General features: G+C 65.8%; 26 protein-coding genes. 10 read left to right on the forward strand and 16 right to left on the reverse strand.

Annotation, left to right across the window (positions count from 1 at the left end):
* Nucleotides 1-45: 45 nt before the first annotated feature.
* The 3 genes from DQ229_RS00740 to DQ229_RS00750 all read right to left on the reverse strand — a co-directional run bounded on the left by DQ229_RS00740 (nt 46) and on the right by DQ229_RS00750 (nt 3244).
* On the reverse strand, nt 46-255 hold the full coding sequence (locus DQ229_RS00740; RefSeq protein ID WP_114964362.1) for a hypothetical protein: 210 nt from the start codon (nt 253-255) through the stop codon (nt 46-48).
* A 129-nt stretch (nt 256-384) separates the two neighbouring features.
* Nucleotides 385-1677, reverse strand: coding sequence for a crotonyl-CoA carboxylase/reductase (gene ccrA, locus DQ229_RS00745; protein WP_114964363.1), 1293 nt, complete (start codon nt 1675-1677; stop codon nt 385-387).
* Nucleotides 1678-1789: 112 nt separating this feature from the next.
* Nucleotides 1790-3244, reverse strand: coding sequence for a 1-acyl-sn-glycerol-3-phosphate acyltransferase (locus tag DQ229_RS00750; RefSeq protein ID WP_114964364.1), 1455 nt, complete (start codon nt 3242-3244; stop codon nt 1790-1792).
* A gap of 155 nt (nt 3245-3399) precedes the next feature.
* On the opposite strand from DQ229_RS00750, the gene DQ229_RS00755 reads away from it, so the two are divergent.
* Both DQ229_RS00755 and deoD read left to right on the forward strand, forming a co-directional pair.
* Nucleotides 3400-5382 carry a protein meaA gene (locus tag DQ229_RS00755; RefSeq protein ID WP_274378813.1) on the forward strand — a complete coding sequence of 661 codons (1983 nt, stop codon included), beginning with the start codon at nt 3400-3402 and terminating at the stop codon, nt 5380-5382.
* Between the two features lie 73 nt (nt 5383-5455).
* A complete protein-coding gene (gene deoD, locus DQ229_RS00760; RefSeq protein WP_114964366.1) occupies nt 5456-6166 on the forward strand; it encodes a purine-nucleoside phosphorylase in 711 nt (236 codons plus the stop codon).
* An 8-nt stretch (nt 6167-6174) separates the two neighbouring features.
* On the opposite strand, the gene DQ229_RS00765 is transcribed toward deoD, so the two are convergent.
* From DQ229_RS00765 to DQ229_RS00810, 10 genes are all read right to left on the reverse strand, one after another.
* Nucleotides 6175-7023, reverse strand: coding sequence for an urea carboxylase-associated family protein (locus DQ229_RS00765; protein ID WP_114964367.1), 849 nt, complete (start codon nt 7021-7023; stop codon nt 6175-6177).
* Nucleotides 7020-7226 (reverse strand): hypothetical protein, encoded by a 207-nt coding sequence (locus DQ229_RS00770; protein ID WP_114964368.1) that lies wholly within the window; start codon nt 7224-7226, stop codon nt 7020-7022. The genes DQ229_RS00765 and DQ229_RS00770 overlap by 4 nt, the downstream gene beginning before the upstream one ends.
* Before the next feature lie 403 nt (nt 7227-7629).
* Nucleotides 7630-8409, reverse strand: coding sequence for a succinate dehydrogenase iron-sulfur subunit (locus DQ229_RS00775; RefSeq protein WP_114964369.1), 780 nt, complete (start codon nt 8407-8409; stop codon nt 7630-7632).
* 95 nt (nt 8410-8504) lie between these two features.
* A complete protein-coding gene (sdhA, locus tag DQ229_RS00780) occupies nt 8505-10310 on the reverse strand; it encodes a succinate dehydrogenase flavoprotein subunit (RefSeq protein WP_114964370.1) in 1806 nt (601 codons plus the stop codon).
* Nucleotides 10311-10323: 13 nt separating this feature from the next.
* A complete protein-coding gene (gene sdhD / locus DQ229_RS00785) occupies nt 10324-10704 on the reverse strand; it encodes a succinate dehydrogenase, hydrophobic membrane anchor protein (RefSeq protein ID WP_114964371.1) in 381 nt (126 codons plus the stop codon).
* Nucleotides 10705-10715: 11 nt separating this feature from the next.
* Nucleotides 10716-11099, reverse strand: a complete 384-nt coding sequence (gene sdhC, locus DQ229_RS00790; RefSeq protein WP_114964372.1) for a succinate dehydrogenase, cytochrome b556 subunit — start codon at nt 11097-11099, stop codon at nt 10716-10718.
* Nucleotides 11100-11326: 227 nt separating this feature from the next.
* Complete coding sequence (locus tag DQ229_RS00795) at nt 11327-12361, reverse strand: MaoC family dehydratase (protein ID WP_114964373.1); 1035 nt, start codon at nt 12359-12361, stop codon at nt 11327-11329.
* Nucleotides 12361-12567, reverse strand: a complete 207-nt coding sequence (locus DQ229_RS00800; protein WP_114964374.1) for a DUF1737 domain-containing protein — start codon at nt 12565-12567, stop codon at nt 12361-12363. The genes DQ229_RS00795 and DQ229_RS00800 overlap by 1 nt, the downstream gene beginning before the upstream one ends.
* A 1-nt stretch (nt 12568) precedes the next feature.
* Nucleotides 12569-13141 carry an NnrU family protein gene (locus tag DQ229_RS00805; protein WP_114964375.1) on the reverse strand — a complete coding sequence of 191 codons (573 nt, stop codon included), beginning with the start codon at nt 13139-13141 and terminating at the stop codon, nt 12569-12571.
* A gap of 1 nt (nt 13142) precedes the next feature.
* Entirely contained in the window at nt 13143-14015 is an 873-nt protein-coding gene (locus DQ229_RS00810) for an HpcH/HpaI aldolase/citrate lyase family protein (protein WP_114964376.1), read from the reverse strand.
* A 193-nt stretch (nt 14016-14208) separates the two neighbouring features.
* Here DQ229_RS00810 and DQ229_RS00815 point away from each other — a divergent pair, with 193 nt between their 5' ends.
* Complete coding sequence (locus DQ229_RS00815; protein ID WP_114964377.1) at nt 14209-14538, forward strand: hypothetical protein; 330 nt, start codon at nt 14209-14211, stop codon at nt 14536-14538.
* Nucleotides 14539-14679: 141 nt separating this feature from the next.
* Here the strand turns inward: DQ229_RS00815 and DQ229_RS00820 are convergent, their stop codons facing one another.
* Nucleotides 14680-15429: a sulfite exporter TauE/SafE family protein gene (locus DQ229_RS00820; RefSeq protein ID WP_114964378.1), complete on the reverse strand. Its 750-nt coding sequence runs from the start codon at nt 15427-15429 to the stop codon at nt 14680-14682.
* 176 nt (nt 15430-15605) lie between these two features.
* Between DQ229_RS00820 and mdh the strand changes: the two genes are divergently transcribed.
* The 7 genes from mdh to lpdA all read left to right on the forward strand — a co-directional run bounded on the left by mdh (nt 15606) and on the right by lpdA (nt 25839).
* The gene (gene mdh, locus DQ229_RS00825; protein ID WP_114964379.1) at nt 15606-16568 is read left to right on the forward strand and encodes a malate dehydrogenase; all 963 of its coding nucleotides are present in this window, start codon (nt 15606-15608) and stop codon (nt 16566-16568) included.
* A 153-nt stretch (nt 16569-16721) separates the two neighbouring features.
* Nucleotides 16722-17915: an ADP-forming succinate--CoA ligase subunit beta gene (sucC, locus tag DQ229_RS00830; protein WP_114964380.1), complete on the forward strand. Its 1194-nt coding sequence runs from the start codon at nt 16722-16724 to the stop codon at nt 17913-17915.
* A gap of 5 nt (nt 17916-17920) precedes the next feature.
* Nucleotides 17921-18802: a succinate--CoA ligase subunit alpha gene (gene sucD / locus DQ229_RS00835; RefSeq protein WP_114964381.1), complete on the forward strand. Its 882-nt coding sequence runs from the start codon at nt 17921-17923 to the stop codon at nt 18800-18802.
* Nucleotides 18803-19279: 477 nt separating this feature from the next.
* A complete protein-coding gene (locus tag DQ229_RS00840) occupies nt 19280-22240 on the forward strand; it encodes a 2-oxoglutarate dehydrogenase E1 component (protein ID WP_114964382.1) in 2961 nt (986 codons plus the stop codon).
* Nucleotides 22241-22246: 6 nt separating this feature from the next.
* A complete protein-coding gene (gene odhB, locus DQ229_RS00845) occupies nt 22247-23785 on the forward strand; it encodes a 2-oxoglutarate dehydrogenase complex dihydrolipoyllysine-residue succinyltransferase (RefSeq protein ID WP_114964383.1) in 1539 nt (512 codons plus the stop codon).
* Between the two features lie 170 nt (nt 23786-23955).
* Nucleotides 23956-24348, forward strand: a complete 393-nt coding sequence (locus DQ229_RS00850) for an MAPEG family protein (RefSeq protein ID WP_114964384.1) — start codon at nt 23956-23958, stop codon at nt 24346-24348.
* Nucleotides 24349-24450: 102 nt separating this feature from the next.
* Nucleotides 24451-25839 carry a dihydrolipoyl dehydrogenase gene (gene lpdA, locus DQ229_RS00855; protein ID WP_114964385.1) on the forward strand — a complete coding sequence of 463 codons (1389 nt, stop codon included), beginning with the start codon at nt 24451-24453 and terminating at the stop codon, nt 25837-25839.
* Between the two features lie 83 nt (nt 25840-25922).
* Here the strand turns inward: lpdA and DQ229_RS00860 are convergent, their stop codons facing one another.
* Nucleotides 25923-26573 carry a GntR family transcriptional regulator gene (locus tag DQ229_RS00860; protein WP_114964389.1) on the reverse strand — a complete coding sequence of 217 codons (651 nt, stop codon included), beginning with the start codon at nt 26571-26573 and terminating at the stop codon, nt 25923-25925.
* A 25-nt stretch (nt 26574-26598) separates the two neighbouring features.
* Nucleotides 26599-26947: M48 family metallopeptidase (locus DQ229_RS00865; RefSeq protein WP_155326406.1), on the reverse strand; the 349-nt coding region annotated here is incomplete at its 5' end.

Genomic DNA, 26947 nt, shown 5'->3' on the forward strand with positions numbered 1-26947 from the left:
GTGTCGATCACGGCGCAGCTGACCGGCGGGCGGCGATGATGCCGCTCAGTTCCGGCGCGAAGGTTCGCCACGCGCCCCCGGGCGGCCGGGCTGGTCGTCGGTGCCGGTTTCGCCGTCGTCGCCCTGCTCGGCCGCGATCTCGGCCCGCGCGACGGCGAGCGCCTCCTCCGCCTTTGCCGCCAGCGCGACAAGCCCGTGCCTGTCGGCATAGGCTTTCACGTCTGAAAGCACCTCGAAAATCCAGTCATGGCCCATGCGACAGCCCCGGCCTGCCAGCGTCACCCTGTCATTGGTAACACGGAGTCTGCCGCGCGATTACCCCTGCTTGGGGGGACAATCCGTATCAATACGAAAAACAACCATAGCGCGAATACGTGGCCACGTTCAGCCGCCGCGAGCCGCCTCCAGCGTGTCCTCGAAGGTGCGCAGCCCGCTGCGCGGCGCCTGCACCAGCACCGCCATGTTGCCCGGTTTGTGTTCATTGCGGCGCATCTTCATGTGTGCCGCCGGGATCTCGGCCCAGGGGAACACTTCCGACATGCAGGGGTCGAGCCGGCGCTCGATCATCAGCTGGTTGGCCGCGGCGGCCTGCGCGAGATGCGCGAAATGGCTGCCCTGCAGGCGCTTCTGGTGCATCCACATGTAGCGCACATCGAAGGTGCAGTTATAGCCCGTGGTGCCCGCGCAGATCACGACCATCCCGCCCTTCTTGCACACCAGCGCCGAGACGGGGAATGTCGCCTCGCCGGGGTGTTCGAAGACGATGTCGGGGCTGACGCCCTTGCCGGTAATCTCCCAGATCGCCTTGCCGAAGCGCCGCGCCTCTTTCAGCCAGTCGTTGTATTCGGGGGTGTTGACCGTGGGCAACTGGCCCCAGCAGTTGAATTCCTTGCGGTTGATCACCCCCTTGGCGCCCAGCGACATGACGAAATCGCGCTTGTCCTCTTCCGAGATCACGCCGATCGCATTGCCGCCTGCGGTGTTGATCAACTGGATGGCATAAGATCCCAGCCCCCCCGACGCGCCCCAGACCAGCACGTTCTGCCCCGGCTTGAGGTCATGCGGTTCGTGCCCGAACAGCATCCGGTAAGCCGTGGCAAGGGTCAGCGTGTAGCAGGCCGATTCTTCCCAGCTCAGGTGCCGGGGCCGGTGCATGAGCTGCTGCGCCTGCACGTTGGTGAACTGCGCGAAACTGCCGTCGGGCGTCTCGTAACCCCAGATGCGCTGACTGGGCGAATACATCGGATCGCCGCCGTTGCAGTGTTCATCGTCGCCGTCATCCTGGTTGCAGTGGATCACGACCTCGTCGCCGACCTTCCAGCGCCGAACCTTGTCGCCCACCGCCCAGACAATGCCCGAGGCATCCGATCCGGCAATGTGAAACGGCGCCTTGTGCACGTCGAAGGGCGAGATCGGCACGCCCAGCGCAGCCCAGACCCCGTTGTAATTGACCCCCGCGGCCATGACGAGCACCAGCACCTCGTGGCTGTTGAGCTTCGGCACATCGACGGTTTCGATCTGCATGGCGGTGTCGGGTTCGCCATGGCGCTCGCGGCGGATGGTCCAGGCATACATCTGCCGGGGCACATGGCCGAGCGGGGGCATCTCGCCCAGTTCGTAGAGGTCTTTCTGCGGTGCGTCATACGCGGGGATTGCGGGGTAGGTGTCCAGCGCCATGGGAGCCTCTTCGCTGCAAGTGCCATGCCGCGACGCAGAATCGCGGCCCTCCCATATCGGGATACTCACCGAAGGGTAACTTTTCAACCCATAATGACCATGACACGAAACTTTATGTCTCGACGCCTTCACCCGGACGGCGCAAACGGGCCGGAGTTGCCGGAATCGCCTCGCTTGCGGCACTTCTTCTTTCTGCATCTGCATCAAGGATGTGCATGATCGAGTTGGCATAGAAGGCCAGCGCGGCCTCCTGCCCCTCGCCCGCGCGCAAGCGCCCCTCCTCAGCCACGAGGATGCCGCGCAGCGTCAGCGCGGCAATGCCTTCCCCCACCGCGCGGCCGGCATCGCCGCCGGGCATGTGAACATGGTAGCCATGCGCGCGCAGGCTATCGACCCAGGGCGTGGCGCGCTCCATAATCTCGGATTCGCTCAAGGGGGTATCGGCCCGCAGCAGCACCGCGGCCACCAGCGGCACGGGCAGCACAGGCACGGCCTCGCGGATACGGGCCATCAGAACGTCGGCCAGGGCATCAATCCCGGCCTCGGGGTTCTGTGTCCGGAATTCGGTCAGCGACAGCGGCGCGCCAAAACTGACCGCGGCATAGCCAAAACGGCGGTACCGCCCCCGCAGCCGCTGCCAGACATGCCGCAAAACAAAGCCCGCAAGCGTCGAGAACCGCACCCGGAACCGGCGCTGCCCGCTCTCGCCCGCGGCAAGCAGCACACGGTCTTCAAGCACGCGGTCATAGTTCAGCGCGACCGGCAGGAACACCACATCGCGCCCTTTTTCGGGATCAATCTCGCCCACGATGTAATGCAGCAGCCCCATCTTGGCCGGACCGACGCGGCCATCCAGGCTGAGCCGGCCTTCGGGAAACAGCGCCTGCGTCACCCCTTCCTGCGTGGCCATCTGCACATAGCGCGCCAGCACCCGACGATAGAGCGGGTTGAGATACCGGCGACGGATGAAATAGGCGCCCATGGCACGGATCAGCCCCTGCAGCGGCCAGACGCGCCCCCATTCGCCCACCGCGTAGGACAGCGCCGAGCGTTCGGCCGCCAGCCATGTCACAAGCACGTAATCCATGTTGGAGCGGTGATTCATCACGAAGACGATGGTCGCCTTGCGGTCGATCGCGCGGATCGCCGCCGCGTCATACTGGCCCAGCCGCACCATGTAGAGCGCGCGCGACAGCGCCCGCGCTATCCTGATGGCGAAGCCGAAATAGGTACTGGCCGAAAAACTTGGGACAATCTCGCGCGCGTAGGAACGCGCCTGCTGGAATGCCACGCTTTCGGGCACGCCCTCTTCATGGGCGTAATCGACCACCGCCTCCATCACATGCGGGTCGTAGATCAGGCGCACGATCATGTCCTGCCGGCGCATCAGCTTGAAGGGCTGGATCGGGCGTTCGAGCCGCTTGTTCAGCTCAGCCACCGCGCGCTCCATGCGGCGGCGGAAGAACCAGCGCACCGAGGGCACCAATACCCGGTCAAGCGCGGCGATGGCGGCAAAGCCAAGCACCAGAACCAGCACCCAGAGGGGGATTTCCACTGTCGAATTCATCAGCGCAGGCTTACAGCAAGCACCGGCTCTGGCAATTGCTTTTCGCGCGCCGCCCTCCACCACGATGCCGCAGCCACATTGCCGCAACGCAGCGAATTGACAGGGACATATTATTTCGCGTAACTGGCAGGCGAAGTGCCATTTATGACCCATTGATCCGGGGCCACGCCATGACCGATACAAACCGCGACAAGCCCTGGCTGTTTCGCACCTATGCGGGCCATTCGACCGCCGCCGCCTCGAACGCCCTTTACCGGGGCAACCTGGCCAAGGGGCAGACCGGGCTTTCGGTGGCGTTCGATCTGCCCACCCAGACCGGCTATGACAGCGATCATGAACTCGCGCGTGGCGAGGTCGGCAAGGTCGGCGTGCCGGTGGCGCATCTGGGCGACATGCGCGCGCTGTTCGATGGCATCCCGCTGGCCGAGATGAACACCTCGATGACCATCAACGCCACCGCGCCCTGGCTGCTGGCGCTCTATGTCGCGCTGGCCGAGGAACAGGGCACCGATGTCGCCGCGCTGCAGGGCACGGTGCAAAACGACATCATCAAGGAATACCTCAGCCGCGGCACCTATATCTGCCCGCCCGCGCCCAGCCTGCGGATGATCACCGATGTCGCCGCCTGGACGCGCACCCACCTGCCCAGATGGAACCCGATGAATGTCTGTTCCTACCACCTGCAGGAGGCTGGCGCGACACCGGCGCAGGAACTGGCCTATGCCCTGGCCACCGCAACCGCGGTGCTCGACGATCTGCGCACCAAGGTGCCCGAGGCCGATTTCCCCGCGATGGTGGGGCGGATCAGCTTTTTCGTGAATGCCGGCATCCGCTTTGTGACCGAGCTGTGCAAGATGCGCGCCTTCACCGAGCTTTGGGACGAAATCAGCCTTGCGCGCTACGGCGTGACCGAGCCGAAATTCCGCCGCTTCCGCTATGGCGTGCAGGTCAACAGCCTCGGGCTGACCGAACAGCAGCCCGAAAACAACGTCTACCGCATTCTGATCGAGATGCTGGCGGTCACACTCAGCAAGAACGCGCGCGCGCGCGCCGTGCAACTGCCCGCCTGGAACGAGGCCCTTGGCCTGCCCCGCCCCTGGGATCAGCAATGGTCGCTCAGGATGCAGCAGATCATGGCCTATGAGACCGACCTGCTGGAATATGGCGACCTGTTCGACGGCAACCCGGCGGTGGCGGCCAAGGTGGCCGCGCTCAAGGACGAGGCGCGCGCCGAACTGGCGCAGATCGATTCGATGGGCGGCGCGGTCGGCGCCATCGAGCACATGAAGGCCCGCCTCGTCGAGGCCAATGCCGACCGCATCGCCCGCATCGAATCGGCGGAAACCGTGGTGGTGGGCGTGAACCGCTTCACCGCGACCGAGCCTTCGCCGCTGACCACCGGCGAAGGCGCCATCATGCAATCCGACCCCGGCGCCGAGGCAGACCAGATCGTCCGCCTGCACGCCTGGCGCGCGGCGCGCGACGAAGCGGCCGTGCAGGCCGCGCTTGTGGCGCTGCGCGAGGCCGCGCGCAGCGGCGCCAACATCATGCCGCCTTCTATCGCGGCGGCGAAGGCCGGGGCGACGACCGGCGAATGGGGCGCGACGATTCGCGCCGCCTTTGGCGAATACCGCGCGCCCACGGGGGTCTCGGCCGCCCCCTCCAACCGCACTGAGGGTCTGGAAGAAATTCGCGCCGCCGTAGACGTAGCCTCGCGCCAACTGGGGCGGCGGCTCAAGTTCGTGGTCGGCAAGCCGGGGCTGGACGGGCACTCGAACGGCGCCGAGCAGATCGCCGCGCGGGCGCGCGATTGCGGCATGGACATCCATTACGAAGGCATCCGCCTGACCCCGGCCGAGATCGTCGCCGCCACGCGGCGCGAGGGCGCGCATGTGGTGGGGCTGTCGATCCTGTCGGGTTCGCACATGGCGCTGATCGCCGAATTGATGGAACTGATGCGCGCCGAGGGGCTGGAGGATGTGCCGGTGATCGTGGGCGGCATCATCCCCGAGGCCGACGCCGCGCGGCTGCGCGCCATGGGGGTTGCCGCCGTCTACACGCCCAAGGATTTCGCACTCAACCGGATCATGATGGATATCGTACATCTGGTGGGGCGCGCGCCGGTGGCGGCAGAGTAGCACGCCGCCCGCTTCCAACCGGCGGGCGCAATGCGCTAGGCTGGCGGTGCATTGCATCAGGGGGCCGGATCACATGACCATCCATATCGGGGCCAGCCCGGGCGACATTGCCGAAACCGTGCTGATGCCCGGCGACCCGCTGCGCGCCCGATGGGCAGCCGAGACATTCCTTGAAGCGCCCCGGCAGATCAACGCCTTGCGCGGGATGTTGGGCTATACCGGGCACTGGCGCGGGCATAGAGTGACGATCCATGGCTCGGGCATGGGCATGCCGTCGCTGTCGATCTACGCGCATGAGCTGATCCGTGATTTCGGCGCGCGCAGCCTGATCCGCATCGGATCGGCCGGGTCGCTGCAGGATCATGTGCATCTGCGCGACCTGGTGCTGGCGATGAGTTGCAGCGCGCGCGCCACGCCTTCGGCGGGGCTGTTTCCGGACTTCTCCTTCGCGCCTTGTGCCGATTTCGGGCTGCTGGCCGCCGCACACGGGGCCGCGCAGCGGCGCGGATACCCGGTGCATGTGGGGGGCATTCATTCCTCGGATGCCTTCTATGACGAGCGCCCCGAACTGGATGCGCAGTTGCGCCGCCACGGCGTGCTGGCCGTCGAGATGGAAGCCGCCGAGCTTTACACCGTGGCCGCGCGGCTGGGCGCACGGGCGCTGGCGGTGCTGACGATCTCGGACCACCTGCCCAGCCGCGAATCGCTGACACCCGAAGAGCGCGAGAGCGGCTTTCATGCGATGGTCGAAGTGGCGCTAGAGGCAGCATTCGCCGAGGGCTGAAGCCCGGCTCAGGCCCCGTGGCTGCGGTCATACGCCGAGGGCGCGGGCGGATGCCAACCCTCCAGCGCGCCGGGACGTGGGCGCAACACCTCGACCCGCAGCGGAAAGCAGGCCGACGCGTCGCTGGAATGCTCGGCCCCGCAATCGCCGCCCGGACAAGCCGAGAGCACGCCCAGCAGGTCTATCTCGGCCAGGAACTCCAGGTAATCGCCGGGGCGCACCGGGCTGGCCTTCATGAAATACTGCCCGGTGTCGGCGGTGAACCCGGTGCACATGAAGACATTGAGCACGTCATGCACATGCGCCTCGGCCTGCGTCAGCGGCAGACCCGTCTCGGCGGCAAGCGCGCGGGTCAGGTTGGAGTGGCAGCAATGGTGATAATCGGTGCCTGAAAGCAACCGGTTGGTATAGGGATCGCAGCGCGTGCCGATCACGTCATGCACCCGGGCGCCGTAAGGGTCGGTGCCATACCAGGCCAGGCTGTCATGGGAGATCGTGGCCATGGGGCGCAGATGGGGAAAGCACGACCACATCCTGTGGCCTTCGCCCAGATGCGTGCCGTGCAGCGCCCGCGCCTTGCCGGAAAAGAATCGCTCCGACAGGTCATCGGCGTTGAAAAGGTTCAGATCGCCCACCTGCGGCCCCTCGACCGAATGGATACGGAAGAAATGCCCTTTCGGCACGCGGAACGCCCGCGCATCGCGCGGCGGGACCAGCGTTTCGGCGACGGCCTCGGCGCCCTCGCGCGCGGCACGGTAAAGCGCCATGTCGGGCTGCGGCAGCGCCGCGACCGGGTAGCAGATAACCGGGGCGATGGCGCGGCGGGCATCTGAATCGGCGGGGGGCTGGTGGGTCATTTCCGGCGCTCCCCGGCAAGACAGGATGGCGGTTTGCGCCCCGGCGGCAGCGCCTGTTCGGCCCCGCAGGCGACACAGCGATGCAACACGCGCCCGTCAACCAGCGCGCGCCGATCCTCGCGCCAACGGCACTGACGCCGGTTCCACGGGCGCAGCACCAGTATCACAAGCACCGCGATGATCAGGCCCAGCAGGATATACATGGCCCATGGATGGCCGAAACGGCGGCAGGATGCAATCGGGTGTGCGAGGCACAGGCGCAGCACCATATGATCCGCGCAGGTTGAGCGAGAGCTGCCCTCCAACTGAAGTTTTCGGCTTCGAGCGAAGGGCCGCGCCCGGCCCTGGGTGGGCGCTTCGCGACGCTTGTGCGGGGCGCTTAATCTCACAAGCCCGAATGACTCACCCGATGGGCGCGACGCCGCAAATGCGCCCTCCCGTGGGAAGGTTCGGGCGCGGCACGGGCTGGTCGCCCGTGCCAAACTTGGGGCCAATGTGCCAATCAGGCTGCGGCTGCAGTGTGCGTGGCAAGCCACTTCAACCAACTGTTCAGAAACCACAATTCGCCGCCCAGGGCACCCCTATGCCAGCAGCGCGCCCGCCCGGTCAGATCACCCGCTCGACCATCATCTTCTTGATCTCGGCGATCGCGCGCGCCGGGTTCAGCCCCTTGGGGCAGGTCCGCGTGCAGTTCATGATGGTGTGGCAACGATAGAGCTTGAACGGATCGTGCAGATCGTCCAGCCGCTCGCCCGTGGCCTCGTCGCGGCTGTCGATGATCCAGCGATAGGCATGCAGCAGCGCCGCCGGCCCCAGGTAGCGGTCGCCGTTCCACCAGTAACTGGGGCAGGAGGTCGAGCAGCAGGCGCACATCACGCATTCATAAAGCCCGTCGAGCTTCTCGCGATCCTCGATCGACTGCTTCCATTCCTTCGCCGGGGTGTTCGACTTGGTTTCCAGCCAGGGCTGGATCGCGGCGTGCTGCGCGTAGAAATGCGTCAGGTCCGGCACCAGATCCTTGACCACCGGCATATGCGGCAGCGGGTAGACCTTCACGTCGCCCTTGACCTCGTCCATGCCGAAGATGCAGGCCAGCGTGTTCTGCCCGTCGATATTCATGGCGCAAGAGCCGCAGATCCCCTCGCGGCACGAGCGGCGAAAGGTCAGCGTCGGGTCGATCTTGTTCTTGATGTAGATCAGCGCATCCAGAACCATCGGCCCGCAATCGTCGAGATCGACGAAATAGGTATCGACCCGCGGGTTCTCGCCATCATCGGGGTTCCAGCGATAGATGCGGAAGCTGCGCAGGTTTTTCGCACCATCGGGCTTGGGCCAGGTCTTGCCGGTGCGGATCCGGCTGTTCTTGGGAAGGGTCAGTTGCACCATCTTGCGTCTTCTCCATCAATGCTGGACGGGTGCTGCCGGATGTCCGGGTGCAGCGCCGCGGGCAGGAACGCCCGGCGCCGGGTTGCCACCCGCCATCAATACACCCGCGCCTTGGGCGCGATGCGCTTGGGGTCGATCCCGCCTTCGTCCTTCGTGGTCAGCGGCTCGGTGTGCACGGGGCGGTAATCCAGCCGCACCTTGGCGCCATCGACCCAGGCCAGCGAATGCTTGCGCCAGGTCTTGTCGTCGCGGTCGGGGTAATCCTCGTGCGCATGGGCGCCGCGGCTTTCCTTGCGCGCCTCGGCCGAAACGATGGTGGCCATCGCGTTGGGCATGAGGTTGTCAAGCTCGAGCGTCTCCATCAGGTCGGAGTTCCAGATCAGCGACCGGTCGGACACCTTGATGTCGGCCATGCGGCCGGCCACGGCCTCCATCTTCTGGCAGCCCTCGGCCAGGGTCTTGTCGGTGCGGAACACTGCCGCGTCGGCCTGCATGGTGGTCTGCATCTCAAGGCGCAGATCGGCCGTCGGCACCGCGCCGGCGGCATTGCGGAACTGGTCGAACCGCTCCACCGCCTTGTCGAGCGAGGCCTGGTTGAGCACCGGGTTCGGCGCTTCGGGGTCCACCACCTGCCCGGCACGGATCGCCGCGGCACGGCCGAACACCACCAGGTCGATCAGGCTGTTGGAGCCCAGCCGGTTGGCGCCATGCACGCTGGCGCAGGCGGCCTCGCCCACGGCCATCAGCCCCGGCGCGATGCGATCGGGGTTCTCGGCATCGGCATCGAGCACCTCGCCCCAGTAATTCGTGGGGATGCCGCCCATGTTGTAATGCACCGTGGGCAGAACCGGGATCGGCTCTTTGGTGACATCGACACCGGCGAAGATCTTGGCCGATTCGGAGATGCCCGGCAGGCGCAGGTTCAACGTCTCGGGCGGCAGGTGATTGAGGTGCAGGTGGATGTGATCCTTGTTCGCCCCCACGCCGCGGCCCTCGCGGATTTCCATGGTCATGCAGCGGCTGACCACATCGCGCGACGCCAGGTCCTTGTAGGTCGGCGCATAGCGTTCCATGAAACGCTCGCCTTCCGAGTTGGTCAGATAGCCCCCCTCGCCACGCGCGCCCTCGGTAATCAGGCAGCCCGCGCCATAGATGCCGGTGGGGTGGAACTGCACGAATTCCATGTCCTGCAGCGGCAGGCCCGCGCGCGCCACCATGCCGTTGCCGTCGCCGGTGCAGGTATGGGCGCTGGTCGCGCTGAAATAGGCGCGGCCATAGCCGCCGGTGGCCAGCACGACCATCTTGGCGTTGAAGGCGTGCAGCGTGCCGTCATCAAGTTTCCAGGCCAGCACGCCCTGGCACTGCCCGTCTTCCGACATGATCAGGTCGGTGGCGAAATACTCGATGTAGAACTGCGCCTTCTGCTTGAGCGACTGGCCATAGAGCGTGTGCAGCATGGCGTGGCCGGTGCGGTCGGCGGCAGCACAGGTGCGCTGCACGGGCGGGCCTTCGCCGAACTCGGTGGTGTGGCCGCCGAAGGGGCGCTGGTAGATCTTGCCTTCCTCGGTGCGCGAAAACGGCACGCCGTAATGTTCCAGCTCGTAGACGGCCTTGGGCGCCTCGCGCGCCAGATACTCCATCGCGTCGGTGTCGCCCAGCCAGTCAGAGCCCTTCACCGTGTCGTACATGTGCCATTGCCAGTGGTCCGGCCCCATGTTCGACAGCGAGGCGGCAATGCCCCCCTGCGCGGCCACCGTGTGCGACCGGGTCGGGAAAACCTTGGTCACGCAGGCGGTCTTGAGCCCCTGCTCGGCCATGCCGAGCGTCGCGCGCAGGCCCGAGCCGCCGGCGCCCACGACCACGACGTCATAGGTGTGATGCTCGATCTCGTATGCGGGCATGTCTTTCTCCTGCTCAGGCGCCGAGCGCGATCACGATGATGGCAAAAGCGCCGATCAGCGCGAACAGCGCACAGATCAGGCGCACGGCGATCAGCAGCACGGTTTCAACGGCCTTGCTGCCGGCGTAATCCTCGATCACCACCTGCAACCCCTGATGGATGTGCAGGAACACCGCAAGGATGAAGGCGATCGCGACGATGGCGTGGAAAGGGTGGGAATAGGTTTCAAGCACGGCCTCGTGCCCGGCGCCCAGGTTCATGGCGAACGGAAAAAGGAAGGCCGGGGTGAGAAAGATCAGCGCGATGGCGCTGAGGCGCTGCTCGACCCAGTGGGTCACGCCATGCCCGGCGCTGCCCAGGCCCGAAACACGTTGCCGGTCGGTGCGGTAGCTCATGCTTCCCTCCCTCAGGCCAGAATGATGGTTGCGATGGTCAGGATGACCGCGATGACAATTGCCGCCTGGCCGGAAACGGTCACACGGTGATTGCCGAACCAGCTGCCGGTGTCCCAGATCAGGTGCCGGATGCCGTTGCAGAAATGCAGCCACAGACCGAAGGCGCTGACCACCATGATCAGCGTGCCCAGCCACGAGGTCAGAAACCAGTCGGCTGTCGCGAAATACCCCGGCGAGATGGCCGCGGCCAGAAACCACCACACGACCAGAAGCGCGGTGATCGAAAGCCCGACACCGGTGATCCTGTGCGCAATCGACAGGATCGCGTTCAGCGGAAAGCGATAGATCGACACATGCGGTGAAAGCGGGCGGTTTCCCCTGTTGACGTCAGCCATGACCGGATCCCTCCATGGTGGCTCGTGCCCCGGGGCGGCTGGCCCCAAGGCTGGCTTTGCGACATCCATAACGTAAATTCCGCCGGTGTCACGCGTCCAGACATACCTGAACGCCGCTTTTTTTGCCGATTTTCACAGAAATGCACGTTTGTGATCACGGAAAAAATTAGCGTGATCACAAATACGGGTAACATGGCACCCCATGCCTTGCGGCCACGCGATGCGCTTCACCGCGGGACCAGCGCCCAGTAGTCCAGATCGAGCAACACCTCGGGCAGGTATTTTCCGGCCTCGTCGCGCAAGGCGAAGGCCCCACCGCCCGCCTTTACCGCCACCAGCCGCAGGCGCAGGGCGCCGACACCGGGCGCGGCGGTTTCGGCCTTGTCCAGCACCTCGGACCAGGCGCGCACGGTATCGCCGGAAAAACAGGGGTTCGCATGTGCCCCGGCATTGATCGCCGCGATCATCTGCGCATTGGCCAGCCCGTTGAAGCCGAGCGCGCGTGCAAGGCTGATGACATGCCCGCCATAGATCAGCCGCCGCCCGTCCTCGCGGTGGGTGGCGTCGAAATGCACCTTCGCGGTGTTCTGCCACAGCCGCGTGGCCAGCATGTGCTCGGCCTCTTCAATGGTGACGCCATCCACATGGTCGATCCGTTCGCCCACGGCATAATCGCCCCAGCGGTGCGGTTCGCCGGCAAGCGCGAAGTCGTAGCCGGTAAAATCCAGCCCGTCGGGCACGCACAGGTCGGCGGCGGAAACCGCTGCCGCCAGATCGGGCACCACCGTATCGGGCGCGGGCGACGCCGCGTCGCGCTTGCGCACCATCACCCAGCGCACATATTCCAGCACCGGCGCGCCGTGCTGGTTCAGGCCCCGCGTGCGCACCCACAGCACACCGGCCTTGCCGTTCGAGGTTTCGCGCAGGCCGATCACCTCGCTTTCGGCGCGCAGCGTATCGCCGGGCCAGACCGGGCGCAGAAAGCGCCCCTCGGCATAGCCCAGATTGGCCACGGCATTGAGGCTGATGTCAGGCACCGTCTTGCCGAACACCGTGTGAAACACGATCAGGTCGTCAAGCGGGCTGGCCGGCAGGCCGCAGGCGCGGGCAAAGGTGTCCGACGAATGCAGCGCCCCGCGCGCCGGGTAAAGCGCATGGTAAAGCGCCCGCTCGCCGCCCGAAAGGGTGCGCGGCACCGCGTGGACGATCACCTCGCCCAGGCGGTAATCCTCGAAAAAGCGGCCGGCGCTGGTCTTGCTCATCACAGACCGCCCAGTTTCATGTCCGGGTCATAATTGGCGCCGGGCACATCCTTCACCACGGCCTGCGCACAACGCATGATGCCATTGGCCTGATCGAACCCGTAGGCGGGCGCGCCATGAAGCTCCCAACCCTCATTCAGGGCCTTCGTCACCTTGTGGCAAAAGGCGGGGGTGTCCTCGCCAGTCAGCAATCGGTAGGCTTTCATCTCACATCGCTCCGAAAGGGTTGACGCCCAGCCAGGCATGAACGCGCCCGGCGATCCAGAAAACCAGCAGCACGATGGGCAGCGCGACCAGATCGCGCAGCCAGCCCCCCTTGGGCGGCTTCGGGCGCCAGGCGGGTTCCTGGATGTTGATCATCGCCATGGCCACCACCGCCCACAGACCAAGCCCGCCGAACAGGATCAACCCCGCCAGATGCCCCATGAGCATCAGATGCGCCAGCGCCCAGATCAGCGTGCCGGTCAGCATCGGGTGACGGAATTTCTGCGAAAGCTCCCCGCGCGCCATGCCGATGCCAAAGATATAGAAGGCGATCAGCACAAGCAGGTTGTTCAGGTGATACATCCAGGGCTGCGGCAGCCACAGCCAGTGGTATTCGGCCTCGCGGTAACCGACCGACATGAAAACGATGGCCAGCAGCAGGAGCGCGGCGAAAATGCCCCGGCTGCCTTCACCGGTGCGCGCGGTGATCGCCGCCCGCAGCCTCGGCATCAGCCGCTTGAACAGATGCGCCACCCACCACAGCGCCACACCGATGATCAGTATCGGGTATCCCATGTCATTCTCCCCGCTGCATTGCCTCGATCGCCTCGGCGCGCGCCAGGATGCGCCGGGCCATCTCAATATGCAGATTCTCGACGATCCTGCCATCGACAACCGCGACCCCCTCGCCCCGGCCTTCGGCCTCGGCCCAGGCCTCGATCTGGCGGCGGGCCAGCGCAATTTCTTCGGGCTCGGGCGAGAACACCTCGTTGGCGATGGCCAGTTGCGCCGGGTGGATCAAGGTCTTGCCGTCGAATCCCATGTCGCGGCCCTGTTCGCACTCGGCCCGCAGCCCCGCCTCGTCGCGAAAGGCGTTATACACCCCGTCCAGCGCCACGATCCCTGCGGCACGCGCGGCCAGCAGGCAGGTTTGCAACGCCGTGAGCAGCGGCAGCCTGTCAGCGGTGAAACGGCACTGCATCTCGCGCGCCAGATCGTTGGTGCCCAGCACGAATCCCGCCATGCGCGGCGCGGTGGCGATGGACTGGGCGTTCAGCACGCCCGCGCAGCTTTCCATCATCGCCCAGATCCGGGTGTCGGCGGTTTCGGCGCGGTCATCGAGCCGCCGGGCCAGCGCCTCGATATCGGCGGCGGCATTGACCTTGGGCAGCAGGATCGCCTCGGGGCGGGCGTCGGCCAGCGCATCGAGATCGGCCTCGGCCCAGCCGCTATCAAAGGCATTGATCCGCACCAGCCGCGCGCGTGAACCATAATCGGCAGTGGCGAGCGCCTCGGCCAGAAGGGCGCGCGCATTGGCCTTTTCGGCGACGGCGACGGCATCCTCCAGGTCGAAGATGATCGCATCGCAGAACAGGCCTTGCGCCTTTTCCAGCGCGCGGGGGTTCGAGCCCGGAATATACAGGGCCGACCGGAACGGGCGCGTTTCCATGATTCCCTCCTCGCAATATTGTTGCGCGAAGGTCGCTGAAAGCGGAAGCTGTGGCAAGCCGAATTTGCTGCGATGCAGCGGGAGCCTGTCCTGGCGCCGCCGTCGGCCGCGTTAACCAAATCTTTGCCACCCCGCGGCACCTTTAACGGGGCGCGCCCGCATCGCGGCGCGCCAGTGCTTGAGCGGAGGGGGAATGATGCAAAAGGTCCTTGGCGCGTTGATGGCCGTCGCGTGGGCGTTGCCGGCCCCTGCCCCCGCGGCCATGGCCCCGGCCACGGGCGTGGAAGGCCCCTGCGGCACGCGCGCCCATGTCCTGCAGATGCTGGCCGAGCGTTATGGCGAAACCCGGCGGCAGACCGGCTGGATCTCGGGCGAGGGCATTGTGGAGCTGTATGTCTCGGACAGCAGCGGAAGCTGGACGCTCACGCTGACCGTTCCTTTGGGCAAGACATGCCTTGTCGCCTCGGGCCACGGCGCGCTGACGCAACCGGTGCGGCCCGCGGTGGCCGAACAGGCCGCGTGATCTTTGCAAAAGGCCACCGCATGACGCGGGCTGAGAAGTGACCCGAAGGCAGCGCCGGGTGGGCCGTTTGGCGAGGGTGCTGTGTCCTGCAGAGGTCTTGTCCCAAAATCGCTCCCCGCGGTCAGGCCCCGGCCCCGCCGGTCAGCCCAGCGCAACCCAGATCAGGCGCACACCGATCAGCATTAGCAGCACATAGGCAAAACCGAAGAATACCGCCTCGGACACCAGCCGGTGCAAAAGCACGCCCAGCCAGACCCCGAGCATCGCCACCGGCGCCAGGATCAGGTTGGCCGCCAATGTCTCGACCGTGAAGAAACCCAGCACCGCATAGGGCACCGCCTTCATGAAGTTGATCGCCCAGAACACCACCGAACAGGTCGCCTGATAGGCCGCTTTCGACAGCCGAAGGGGCAGAAGAAACATCGCCATCGGCGGATCGCCCGCATGGCTGACGAAACTGGCAAAACCCGCCAGCAGCCCCGCGACACTGCCCTTGATCGGCGAGAACAACGCCGGCGAAAGTTTGAGCAACCCCGTCTGGCGGGCAACCTGGTAAAACACGAACCCGATCGACATCACCCCGATGAACAGGCGGAAGATGTCGGGGTCCGTCACCCGGTAAAGCGCCGCGCCCAGCAACACGCCGGGAATGGACGCCGCGACCAGCACGATCACGCTGGGCCGGTGCCATTGCCCCCACCAGGCGCGCACCGTGCCCACATCCATCAGCATCAAGAGCGGCAGCATCAGCCCCAGCGCCAGCGCCGGATCGATGACCAGCGCCAGAATCGGCGTCGCCACGAAAGCCGCATGTCCGGCAAAACCGCCCTTGGAAATCCCGGCGAACAGAACCGCGGGAATTGCCGCGCTCAGGAACAACAGGTCGATCACTTTTCATTCCTCCACGCGGTTTTTCCCGCTTTTCCGCCCGCTTACCTCTTTCGCGGGCGGGCGGAAACCCCGGCCGCGCCGCCTTGCGCCTGCGCATTGAACCGCCGCGCTCTTGCGCGAGGCGGCCAGAGCGACTAGGCCTCGCCGCGTCAAGCAACTGACCGGAGAAACTTCAAATGGCCAGACCCAGGATCGCGCTTATCGGCGCAGGACAGATCGGCGGCACGCTCGCCCATCTTGCCGCGATCAAGGAACTCGGTGACATCATCCTGTTCGACATCGCCGAGGGCATCCCGCAGGGCAAGGCGCTGGACATCGCCGAAAGCGGCCCGTCCGAAGGCTTTGATGCCACGCTCAAGGGCACCAACGATTATGCCGACATTGCCGGCGCCGATGTCTGCATCGTCACCGCCGGCGTCCCGCGCAAGCCGGGGATGAGCCGCGACGATCTGCTCGGCATCAACCTCAAGGTCATGAAGGCCGTGGGCGAAGGCATCAGGGCCCACGCACCCGATGCGTTCGTGATCTGCATCACCAACCCGCTCGATGCGATGGTCTGGGCGCTGCGCGAATATTCGGGCCTGCCGCACGAAAAGGTGGTCGGCATGGCCGGCGTGCTGGATTCGGCGCGGTTCCGCCATTTCCTCAGCCTGGAATTCGGCGTCTCGATGCGCGACGTCACGGCCTTCGTGCTGGGCGGGCATGGCGACACCATGGTGCCGCTGACGCGCTATTCCACTGTCGCAGGCGTGCCGCTGCCCGACCTCGTGAAGATGGGGTGGACCAGCCAGGAGCGGCTCGATTCGATCGTGCAGCGCACCCGTGACGGCGGCGCCGAGATCGTCGGCCTGCTGAAGACCGGCTCGGCCTTCTATGCGCCGGCGACCTCGGCCATCGAAATGGCTGAAGCCTATCTGAAAGACCAGAAGCGCGTGCTTCCCTGCGCGGCCTGGTGCGATGGCGTCTTTGGCCTCAAGGGCCTCTATGTCGGCGTGCCGACGGTGATCGGCGCCGGCGGGATCGAGCGGATCGTCGATATCCAGCTCACTAAGGACGAGCAGGGCATGTTCGACGCCTCGGTCGAGGCGGTGCGCGGGCTGGTTTCGGCCTGCCGGGGAATCGACAGCAACCTCGGCTGATCCATTTTTGAAAATTGTGATCACACCTTTTCCGGGTGTGATCACAAATCGGCATTTCTTTGCCTGAAACCGCCCCTGCAGGCGAAAATTCGTTTTGTCCGGCTTCGCGCTGTGCCATGACAGCCGCAAAGTAAGCAGGAGTGGGACAAAACCGTGAACATTCATGAGTATCAGGCCAAGGCGCTGCTTCGCAGCTATGGCGCCCCCGTGTCCGACGGGCGCGTCGTCTTCAAGGCCGACGAGGCCAAGACCGCCGCGGGCGAAATGGACGGGCCGCTCTGGGTCGTGAAGGCCCAGATCCACGCGGGCGGCCGCGGCAAGGGCAAGTTCAAGGAAGCCTCGGCTGGCGAAAAAGGCGGCGTCCGCCTGGCCAAGTCGGTCGAAGAGGCCGCGCAGGAAGCCGCGGCGATGCTGGGGCGCACCCTGGTCACGCACCAGACCGGCCCGGCGGGCAAGCAGGTGGGCCGCATCTATATCGAGGATGGCTCGGATATCGAGCGCGAGCTTTACCTCGCGCTTCTGGTTGACCGCGTGACCAGCCGCATCTCCTTTGTCGTCTCGACCGAGGGCGGCATGGATATCGAGGAGGTCGCCGCCTCCACCCCCGAAAAGATCCTGACCTTCAGCGTTGATCCGGCCACCGGCATCCAGGGCTTTCATGGCCGCCGCGTCGCTTTCGCGCTGGGGCTCGAGGGCAAGCAGGTCAAGCAATGCGTCGATCTGGTGAGCAAGCTCTACAAGCTGTTCGTCGAGAAAGACGCCGAGATGCTCGAGATCAACCCGCTGATCGTCACCGACGGCGGCGACCTCAAGTGCCTCGACGCCAAGATGGGTTTTGACTCGAACGCGCTCTATCGCCAGGCCGACATCCTGAGCCTGCGTGACGAGAGCGAGGAAGACCCCAAGGAACTCCAGGCCTCCAAGTATGACCTGAACTACATCGCGCTCGACGGCGAGATCGGCTGCATGGTCAACGGCGCTGGGCTGGCGATGGCCACCATGGACATCATCAAGCTTTACGGCGCCGAGCCTGCCAACTTCCTCGACGTGGGCGGCGGCGCCACAAAGGAGAAGGTGACCGAAGCCTTCAAGATCATCACCTCGGACCCGAACGTCAAAGGCATCCTCGTCAACATCTTCGGGGGCATCATGCGCTGCGACATCATCGCCGAGGGCGTGATCGCCGCGGTCAAGGAAGTGGGCCTCGAGGTCCCGCTTGTGGTGCGGCTGGAAGGCACCAATGTCGACAAGGGCAAGGCCATCATCAACGACTCCGGCCTGAACGTGATCGCCGCCGACAACCTCTCGGATGCGGCTGAGAAAATCGTCAAAGCGGTGAAGGGGTAATCGACATGGCAATCCTCGTAGACAAGAACACCAAGGTCATCTGCCAGGGCTTCACCGGCTCTCAGGGCACCTTCCATTCCGAGCAGGCGATTGCCTATGGCACGCAGATGGTCGGCGGCGTGACGCCGGGCAAGGGCGGGCAGGTGCATCTCGACCTGCCGGTCTTCAACTCGGTGCACGAGGCCAAGGCGAAGACCGAGGCCAATGCCAGCGTGATCTATGTGCCGCCGCCCTTTGCCGCCGACTCGATCCTGGAAGCGATCGACGCCGAGATGGAGCTGATCGTCTGCATCACCGAGGGCATTCCGGTGCTCGACATGATGAAGGTCAAGCGCGCGCTGGTGGACAGCAAGTCGATCCTGATCGGCCCGAACTGCCCCGGTGTCATTACCCCTGACGCCTGCAAGATCGGCATCATGCCCGGCCATATCCACAAGCGTGGCTCGGTCGGTGTAGTCAGCCGCTCGGGCACGCTGACCTATGAGGCCGTCAAGCAGACCACCGATGTGGGGCTGGGCCAGTCCACCTGCGTGGGTATCGGCGGCGACCCGATCAAGGGGACCGAGCATATCGACGTGCTGGAATGGCTGCTGGCCGATGACGAGACGACAAGCATCATCATGATCGGCGAGATCGGCGGCAGCGCCGAGGAAGAAGCCGCGCAGTTCCTGAAAGACGAGGCCAAGCGCGGGCGTTCCAAGCCCACTGCAGGCTTCATCGCCGGGCGCACCGCACCTCCGGGCCGCCGCATGGGCCACGCGGGCGCGATCGTCGCCGGTGGCAAGGGCGGCGCCGACGACAAGATCGAGGCTATGAAATCCGCCGGTATCGTGGTGGCCGACAGCCCCGCGACACTGGGCGAGGCCGTGCTCAAGGCCATCGGGTAAACACGCCATGGGCCCCGAGGCGCATCCAGACCCGCAGCACCAGGCAGAGACGCGGCAAGCGATCTGCCCGGCGGGGAGGATGCACGCTTCGGGGCCACGGCCCCGCCGCCCTCATACAGTTCGGTCCGTCGTTGCGGGCCGGGCAACGTTTTCTCAGCCCCTCCTGACGCCGCGCCCCCTGTCCGGGGGTGAGGCGCAGCGCCCCCGATCCGCAGCGATGCCAGCCCTGCCCGTCTCCACCATCCCGCCGTGCCCGACCGACCGCCATCGCGCCGGCAGGCCCGCACCCCAAGCCGGCGATTTTGCACGCCCCGGCGCTGGCAGCGGCCGCAGGGCCGACCATGTGCTTGTGTTGACGCCCTTGCCCGGCGCCGGGCAAGCTGGTTGCGGCCGGCGCCAAGGTTTTTCCGTTTCGGGCAATGTCCGCCCGTCATTTGCGAGGGACGCAATCGCATTCCCTGCTTCTGGAGTTCTGTCATGACTTCGCAATCCTCGAACGACCAGTTTCACGCCTCGTCCTTTTTGCAGGGGCACAACGCGGAGTATATCGACCAGCTTTACGCCCGCTTCGCCGAAAACCCGAATTCGGTCGATGAGGGCTGGGCGTCTTTTTTCCGCGCGCTCGACGATGACGCCGACCCGAAAAGCAGCGCCCAGGGGCCAAGCTGGGCACGCGCAGACTGGCCCCCTGCCCCGAATGACGATCTGACAGCCGCGCTGGACGGGCAATGGCCCGCCGTCCCGGCCAAAGAGGCCAAGGCCGCCGGCGAAAAGATCCGCGACAAGGCGCAGGCGCACGGTGTCGAAATCACCGACAGCCAGGTTCAGCGGGCGGTGCTCGATTCCATCCGCGCGCTGATGATCATCCGCGCCTACCGTATCCGCGGGCATCTGGTGGCCGAGCTCGACCCGCTGGGAATGCGCAACCCGACCCCGCACCCCGAGCTTGATCCGAAGTCCTATGGTTTCACCGACGCCGACATGGACCGCCCGATCTTCATCGACAAGGTGCTGGGCATGGAGGTCGCCTCGCTGCGGCAGATCATCGATGTGCTAAAGCGGACCTATTGCGGCACCTTCGCGCTGCAATTCATGCACATCTCGGACCCGGAACAATCGGCCTGGCTGAAGGAGCGGATCGAGGGCTACGGCAAGGAAATCAGCTTTACCAAGATGGGCCGCCGCGCCATTCTCAACAAGCTGGTCGAGGCTGAAGGCTTCGAAAAGTTTTTGCATGTCAAATACATGGGCACCAAACGCTTTGGCCTGGACGGGGGCGAGGCGCTGATCCCCGCGATGGAACAGATCATCAAGCGCGGCGGTGCGCTGGGTGTGAAGGAAATCGCCATCGGGATGCCGCATCGCGGCCGGCTGAGCGTGCTGGCCAATGTGATGGCCAAGCCCTATCGCGCGATCTTCAACGAATTCCAGGGCGGCAGCTTCAAGCCCGAGGACGTGGATGGCTCGGGCGATGTGAAATACCACCTGGGTGCGTCCAGCGACCGCGAATTCGACGGCAACAGCGTCCACCTGTCGCTCACCGCCAACCCCAGCCACCTGGAGGCGGTGAACCCGGTCGTTCTGGGCAAGGTGCGCGCCAAGCAGGACCAGCTGCACGACTCCGAGCGCCGCGCGGTGCTGCCGATCCTGCTGCATGGCGATGCCGCCTTCGCCGGTCAGGGCGTGGTGGCCGAGGGTTTCGGCCTGTCCGGGCTGAAAGGCCACCGCACCGGCGGCACGATTCATATCGTGGTGAACAATCAGATCGGCTTCACCACGGCGCCGCATTTCTCACGCTCGTCGCCCTACCCGACCGATATCGCGCTGATGGTCGAGGCGCCGATCTTTCACGTCAACGGCGACGACCCTGAGGCCGTGGTGCACGCCGCCAAGGTCGCCACCGAGTTCCGCCAGCAGTTCGGCAAGGACGTGGTGATCGACATGTTCTGCTACCGTCGCTTCGGCCATAACGAAGGCGACGAGCCGATGTTCACCAACCCGCAGATGTATAACCGAATCAAGCGGCACAAGACGACGCTGCAGCTCTATACGGACCGGCTGGTCGAGGACGGGCTGATCCCCGAGGGCGAGATCGAGGACATGAAGGCCGCCTTCCAGGCGCATCTGAACGAGGAGTTCGAGGCGGGCAAGACCTACAAGCCCAACAAGGCCGACTGGCTGGATGGCCGCTGGAAGCACATCGAACGCGAAAGTGCGGAGTATGAGCGCGGCCGCACCTGGATCACCCCCGAAACCCTGGCCGAGATCGGCAAGGCGCTGACCAGTGTTCCCGAAGGGTTCGACATCCACCGCACCGTGTCGCGTCAGCTCGAGGCCAAGGCCAAGATGTTCGAAACGGGTGCCGGCTTCGACTGGGCCACCGCCGAGGCGCTGGCCTTCGGCTCGCTCTTGGTCGAGGGCTACCCGGTGCGCCTTTCGGGGCAGGACAGCACGCGCGGCACTTTCAGCCAGCGGCATTCGGCCCTCGTCGACCAGACCAGCGAAGAGCGTTACTTCCCCGTGAACCATATCCGCGAGGGGCAGTCGCGCTATGAGGTGATCGACTCGATGCTCAGCGAATACGCGGTGCTCGGGTTCGAATACGGCTACAGCCTCGCCGAGCCCAACGCCCTGGTGATGTGGGAGGCGCAGTTCGGCGATTTTGCCAATGGCGCGCAGATCATGTTCGACCAGTTCATCAGCTCGGGCGAATCGAAGTGGCTGCGCATGTCGGGCCTCGTGATGCTGCTGCCGCACGGGTTCGAAGGCCAGGGGCCAGAGCATTCCTCGGCCCGGCTGGAGCGGTTTTTGCAGATGTGCGCGCAGGACAACTGGATCGTGGCCAACTGCACCACGCCGGCCAACTACTTCCACATCCTGCGCCGGCAGATGCACCGCAACTTCCGCAAGCCGCTGGTACTGATGACCCCGAAATCGCTGCTGCGCCACAAGCTGTGCGTCTCGAAGGCCGAGGATTTCACCGATGGCTCCAGCTTCCACCGCGTGCTTTGGGACGATGCCGAGAAGGGCAACAGCAGCACGAAGCTCAAGGCGGATGACAAGATCAGGCGCGTGGTGATCTCTTCGGGCAAGGTCTATTTCGACCTGCTGGAAGAGCGCGACGCGCGCGGGATCGACGATGTCTATCTGCTGCGGCTCGAACAGTTCTATCCCTTCCCCGCGATGAGCATCACGAAGGAGCTGGAACGCTTCAAGCACGCCGAGGTCATCTGGTGCCAGGAAGAGCCCAAGAACCAGGGCGCCTGGACCTTCATCGAGCCGAATCTGGAATGGGCGCTCAAACGGATCGGCGCGGCGCACGAGCGTCCGCGCTATGTCGGCCGCCCGGCCTCGGCCTCGCCGGCCACGGGCCTCGCAAGTCAGCACAAGGCACAGCAGGCAGCGCTCGTGAACGAAGCGCTCAGCATCGAAGGGTAAGAAGTCATGTCCACCGAAGTCCGCGTCCCCACCCTGGGTGAAAGCGTCACCGAAGCCACCGTCGCGACCTGGTTCAAGAAACCCGGCGATTCGGTGGCCGCCGATGAAATGCTCTGCGAGCTGGAAACCGACAAGGTCACGGTCGAGGTGCCCGCACCTACCGCGGGCGTGCTGGGCGAGATCGTCGCCGAGGAAGGCGCGACCGTGGGCGTCGATGCGCTGCTTGCGGTGATCGCCGAGGCCGGCAGCGCCGGGTCGGAACAGCCCGAGCCGCGCAAGGGCAAGCCCGCAGAGGCCGCCGCCGGGAAAGCCGCCAAGGAAGCCCCCGCAAAAGGCGGCGACACCATCGAGGTGATGGTGCCCACCCTGGGCGAAAGCGTGACCGAGGCCACCGTTTCGACCTGGTTCAAGAAGCCCGGCGACGCGGTCGAGGCCGACGAGATGCTGTGCGAGCTGGAGACCGACAAGGTCAGCGTGGAGGTGCCCGCGCCCGCCTCGGGCACGCTGGGCGAGATCCTCGCTGCCGAGGGCAGCACCGTCGAAGCCGGCGGCAAGCTGGCGCTGATGACCACCGGCGAGGGTGCGGCGAAACCCGCCAAGGCCGAAGCCGCCAGCGCCCCGGCCGAGACTGCGAGATCAGCCGGCAAGGATGTGGAAGACGCGCCCTCCGCCAAGAAACTGATGGCGGAAAAGGGCCTCTCGCCCGATCAGGTGCAGGGCAGCGGGCGCGACGGACGCATCATGAAGGAAGATGTGCAAAAAGCCATCGCCGCCACCAGCTCCCCTGCGCCGCAGGCCAGCGCCCCCGCCCAGACCCCGCGCGCCCCCGTCCCGGCCGAGGACGCCGCGCGCGAGGAACGCGTCAAGATGACCCGCCTGCGCCAGACCATCGCGCGCCGCCTGAAAGAGGCGCAGAACAACGCCGCCATGCTGACCACCTATAACGAGGTGGACATGGGCGCCGTGATGGACCTGCGCAAGGAATACAAGGACCTCTTCGAGAAGAAGCACGGCGTGAAGCTGGGCTTCATGTCGTTCTTCGTGAAGGCCTGCTGCCACGCGCTTTTCGAGGTGCCCGAGGTCAACGCCGAGATCGACGGCACCGAGGTCGTCTACAAGAACTATGTCAACATGGGCGTCGCGGTGGGCACGCCCTCGGGGCTGGTGGTGCCGGTGGTGCGCAACGCGCATGAGCTGGGCTTCGCCGCCATCGAGAAGCAGATCGCCGAGATGGGCCTGCGCGCCCGCGACGGCAAGCTTTCCATGGCCGAGATGCAGGGCGGCAGCTTCACCATCTCGAACGGCGGGGTCTATGGCTCGCTGATGTCCTCGCCGATCCTGAACCCGCCGCAATCGGGCATCCTGGGGATGCACAAGATCCAGGAGCGTCCGATGGTCGTGGGCGGGCAGATCGTGGCGCGGCCGATGATGTATCTGGCGCTGAGCTATGACCACCGCATCGTTGACGGCAAGGGCGCGGTGACGTTCCTGGTGCGCGTCAAGGAGGCGCTGGAAGACCCGCGCAGGTTGCTGATGGATTTGTGATGCGAAGCGCAGATGACGCCTGAAATACCAGAGGGCAGCGCCCGTCCCGAGGGTGGGCGCAAAGCGCCCGCCCTGTGGGGGCGGGGCGGGCGCTGCCCGGCGTGCCGCCGGGCAAGACAGGCTGAACATGCCTCCGCATTCCACGCTCTGCCCCGGCGAGGTTCATCACCATGACCACCGAACTCACTGTCCTCGGCCTTGCCGCGCTGCTTCAGGCGCTGCAGATGGGCGCCTTCTCGGTCGCGGCCAACCGTCAGGTCGGCGCCGACACCGCGCTTGGGCCCCGCGACGAGCCTGTGCGCCTGACCGGGATGGCCGGCCGGCTTCAGCGCGCCATGAACAACCATTTCGAGGCGCTGCTCCTGTTCGCCATCGCCGTGGTCGTGCTGAGCTTCTTCAAGATCACCACCCCCTTCACCGCCGCCTGCGCCTGGGCCTATCTGGGCGCGCGGGTGCTTTACGTGCCCGCCTATGCCTTCGGCTGGGTGCCGTGGCGGTCTGTCATCTGGGCGGTGGGGCTCCTGGCCACACTGGCGATCCTGCTTGCCGCGCTTTTCACATGATGCCGGTTGGCCTTGCCCCCGGCCCGTGCGATACCTGGTGCAAAGGCCCGTGCCCGGCGCGGGCGGCACCCGATAACCGGCCGAAAAGGAAGGATACACTTCATGGCTGATTTTGACCTGATCGTGATCGGCGCCGGCCCCGGCGGCTATGTCTGCGCCATCCGCGCGGCGCAACTGGGCCTCAAGGTGGCCTGTGTCGAGGGGCGCGAAAGCCTCGGCGGCACCTGCCTCAATGTGGGCTGCATCCCCTCCAAGGCGCTGTTGCACGCCACGCATCAGCTGCACGAGGCCGAGCATAATTTCGAAAAGATGGGCCTCATGGGCGGCAAGCCCAAGCCCGACTGGAAAAAGATGCTGGCCTACAAGGACGACGTGATCGGCCAGAACACCAAGGGCATCGAATTCCTGTTCAAGAAGAACAAGATCGAGTGGATCAAGGGCTGGGCCTCGATCCCCGAGGCGGGCAAGGTCAAGGTCGGCGACAAGACCTATGGCGCAAAGCACATCGTGGTCGCCACCGGCTCGCAAAGCGCCAGCCTCAAGGGCGTGAAGGTCGATGAGAAAACCGTTGTTACCTCCACCGGCGCGCTGGAGCTGGGCAAGATCCCGAAAAAGCTGGTGGTGATCGGCGCGGGTGTGATCGGGCTGGAAATGGGCTCGGTCTACGCGCGGCTGGGCTCCGAGGTCACGGTGGTCGAATACCTCGACCGGATCATCCCCGGCAACGATGGCGAGGTCGCCAAGGCGTTCCAGAAGCTGCTGACGAAGCAGGGCATGAAGTTCATCCTCGGCGCCGCGGTGCAGGGGGTCGAGGTGCTCAAGACCAAGGCCAAGGTCAACTATACCCTGCGCAAGGACGACAGCGAACACACGCTTGAAGCCGACACGGTGCTGCTGGCCACCGGGCGCGTCCCCTATACCGACGGGCTGGGGCTGGAGCCGCTGGGGGTCAAGCTGACCAAGCGCGGCCAGATCGAGACCGACGCGCATTACGCCACCGGCGTCAAGGGCATCTACGCCATCGGCGACGCCATCGAAGGCCCGATGCTGGCCCACAAGGCAATGGATGAGGGCCACGCCGTGGCCGAGGTCATCGCCGGCCAGGCGGGCCATGTGAATTACGGCGTGATCCCCGGCGTGATCTACACCTGGCCCGAGGTCGCCAGCGTCGGCGAGACCGAGGAAACCCTGAAAGAGGCCGGGCGCGCCTACAAGGTGGGCAAGGTCAGCTTCATGGCCAATGGGCGGGCGAAGGCCAATTTCGCCGGTGACGGCTTCGTCAAGTTCCTCGCCGACAAGGAAACCGACCGCATCCTGGGCGCGCATATCATCGGGCCATATGCGGGCGACCTGATCCACGAGATCTGCGTGGCGATGGAGTTCGGCGCAGCCGCCGAGGACATCGCGCGCACCTGCCACGCCCACCCGACCTATTCCGAAGCGGTGCGCGAGGCGGCCCTTGCCTGCGGCGACGGGGCAATCCACGCCTGAGGCGGGCAGCGCGCCACGGATTGAGGAACGGCCCCGGCGGAAACGCCGGGGTCTTTTGTCATGTGGCACGCGCCATCACATTCTCAGGCCAGCAGGTGCTTGAGCCCCTGCGTGACATCGGTGCGCAAGGCCAGCCGCAGCGCCGGCTCGTCGCCCGCGCGCAGCGCCGCGATGATCTGGCGGTGGTGGGGCGGCGCCGCCTCGCGCCGCAGCCGCCCGTAAAGCGCGCGCATGGTCGGCCCGAGTTGCAGCCAGACGGTCTCGACCATCGCGAGAATCGCCGGCGCCTGCGCGCGCAGGTAAAGCGTGCGGTGAAACTCCAGGTTGGTGCGGATATAGCCCACCGCGTCGCGCTTGGTCACGGCCTCGGCGTTGAGGCTGTTGATCGTCTGCAACCGGTCGATCAGCGCCAGATGTGCCCGCGGCAGGGCGCGGCTGGCAAGCTCGGGCTCCAGCAGCGCGCGAATCGATGCCAGTTCCTCGATACGCTCGTTGCTTAGTTCGGGCGTCGATATCCGGCCTGAGTTGGACAGCACAAGCGCCCCCTCGGCCGCCAGCCGCCGCACCGCCTCGCGCACCGGGGTCATGCTGACCTCATGCGCCCGCGCCAGCCCGCGCAGCGTGAGCGCCTGGCCGGGGGCAAGCTCTCCGTGCATGATCTGGCCGCGCAGGCCGCGATAGAGCCGCTCATGCGCGGCGACGCCGGCATCCGGCGCGCGCGGGGACAAGAGCATCCTGGGCTCGCTCACGCTCACTTTCTCACCCCTCGAACCGATAGCTTTGCAATTCGCCGCCATTCTCGCGCAGCCAGGCGCGCTGGTCGCGCCAGCCGGGCATCAGCCGCGTGACCTGCGCCCAGAAGGCCGGCGAATGATTCATCTCGGCCAGATGCGCGACCTCATGCGCTGCCACATAGGCCAACACCTCGGGAGGTGCCATCACCAACCGCCAGGAAAACATCAGGTTCCCCGCCGAACTGCACGACCCCCAGCGCGAGCGCACATCCCGCAGGCTGATCCGCCCGTATTGCCGCCCCAGGCGGTGGGCGAACCCCTCGCACAGCGGCACCAGCCGCGCCTCGGCCGCATCGCGCAGGCAGCGCGCGGCA

The organism is Alkalilacustris brevis (assembly GCF_003350345.1).
GTDB classification, from domain to species: Bacteria; Pseudomonadota; Alphaproteobacteria; order Rhodobacterales; family Rhodobacteraceae; genus Alkalilacustris; species Alkalilacustris brevis.

Excerpts from the sequence above, each read along its gene's own strand:
- DQ229_RS00740 (WP_114964362.1), bottom strand. The coding sequence starts at position 255 with ATGGGCCATGACTGGATTTTCGAGGTGCTTTCAGACGTGAAAGCCTAT.
- ccrA (WP_114964363.1), bottom strand. The coding sequence starts at position 1,677 with ATGGCGCTGGACACCTACCCCGCAATCCCCGCGTATGACGCACCGCAG.
- DQ229_RS00750 (WP_114964364.1), bottom strand. The coding sequence starts at position 3,244 with ATGAATTCGACAGTGGAAATCCCCCTCTGGGTGCTGGTTCTGGTGCTT.
- deoD (WP_114964366.1), top strand. The coding sequence starts at position 5,456 with ATGACCATCCATATCGGGGCCAGCCCGGGCGACATTGCCGAAACCGTG.
- DQ229_RS00765 (WP_114964367.1), bottom strand. The coding sequence starts at position 7,023 with ATGACCCACCAGCCCCCCGCCGATTCAGATGCCCGCCGCGCCATCGCC.
- DQ229_RS00770 (WP_114964368.1), bottom strand. The coding sequence starts at position 7,226 with ATGTATATCCTGCTGGGCCTGATCATCGCGGTGCTTGTGATACTGGTG.
- DQ229_RS00775 (WP_114964369.1), bottom strand. The coding sequence starts at position 8,409 with ATGGTGCAACTGACCCTTCCCAAGAACAGCCGGATCCGCACCGGCAAG.
- sdhA (WP_114964370.1), bottom strand. The coding sequence starts at position 10,310 with ATGCCCGCATACGAGATCGAGCATCACACCTATGACGTCGTGGTCGTG.
- sdhD (WP_114964371.1), bottom strand. The coding sequence starts at position 10,704 with ATGAGCTACCGCACCGACCGGCAACGTGTTTCGGGCCTGGGCAGCGCC.
- sdhC (WP_114964372.1), bottom strand. The coding sequence starts at position 11,099 with ATGGCTGACGTCAACAGGGGAAACCGCCCGCTTTCACCGCATGTGTCG.
- DQ229_RS00795 (WP_114964373.1), bottom strand. The coding sequence starts at position 12,361 with ATGAGCAAGACCAGCGCCGGCCGCTTTTTCGAGGATTACCGCCTGGGC.
- DQ229_RS00800 (WP_114964374.1), bottom strand. The coding sequence starts at position 12,567 with ATGAAAGCCTACCGATTGCTGACTGGCGAGGACACCCCCGCCTTTTGC.
- DQ229_RS00805 (WP_114964375.1), bottom strand. The coding sequence starts at position 13,141 with ATGGGATACCCGATACTGATCATCGGTGTGGCGCTGTGGTGGGTGGCG.
- DQ229_RS00810 (WP_114964376.1), bottom strand. The coding sequence starts at position 14,015 with ATGGAAACGCGCCCGTTCCGGTCGGCCCTGTATATTCCGGGCTCGAAC.
- DQ229_RS00815 (WP_114964377.1), top strand. The coding sequence starts at position 14,209 with ATGATGCAAAAGGTCCTTGGCGCGTTGATGGCCGTCGCGTGGGCGTTG.
- mdh (WP_114964379.1), top strand. The coding sequence starts at position 15,606 with ATGGCCAGACCCAGGATCGCGCTTATCGGCGCAGGACAGATCGGCGGC.
- sucD (WP_114964381.1), top strand. The coding sequence starts at position 17,921 with ATGGCAATCCTCGTAGACAAGAACACCAAGGTCATCTGCCAGGGCTTC.
- DQ229_RS00840 (WP_114964382.1), top strand. The coding sequence starts at position 19,280 with ATGACTTCGCAATCCTCGAACGACCAGTTTCACGCCTCGTCCTTTTTG.
- odhB (WP_114964383.1), top strand. The coding sequence starts at position 22,247 with ATGTCCACCGAAGTCCGCGTCCCCACCCTGGGTGAAAGCGTCACCGAA.
- DQ229_RS00850 (WP_114964384.1), top strand. The coding sequence starts at position 23,956 with ATGACCACCGAACTCACTGTCCTCGGCCTTGCCGCGCTGCTTCAGGCG.
- lpdA (WP_114964385.1), top strand. The coding sequence starts at position 24,451 with ATGGCTGATTTTGACCTGATCGTGATCGGCGCCGGCCCCGGCGGCTAT.
- DQ229_RS00860 (WP_114964389.1), bottom strand. The coding sequence starts at position 26,573 with ATGCTCTTGTCCCCGCGCGCGCCGGATGCCGGCGTCGCCGCGCATGAG.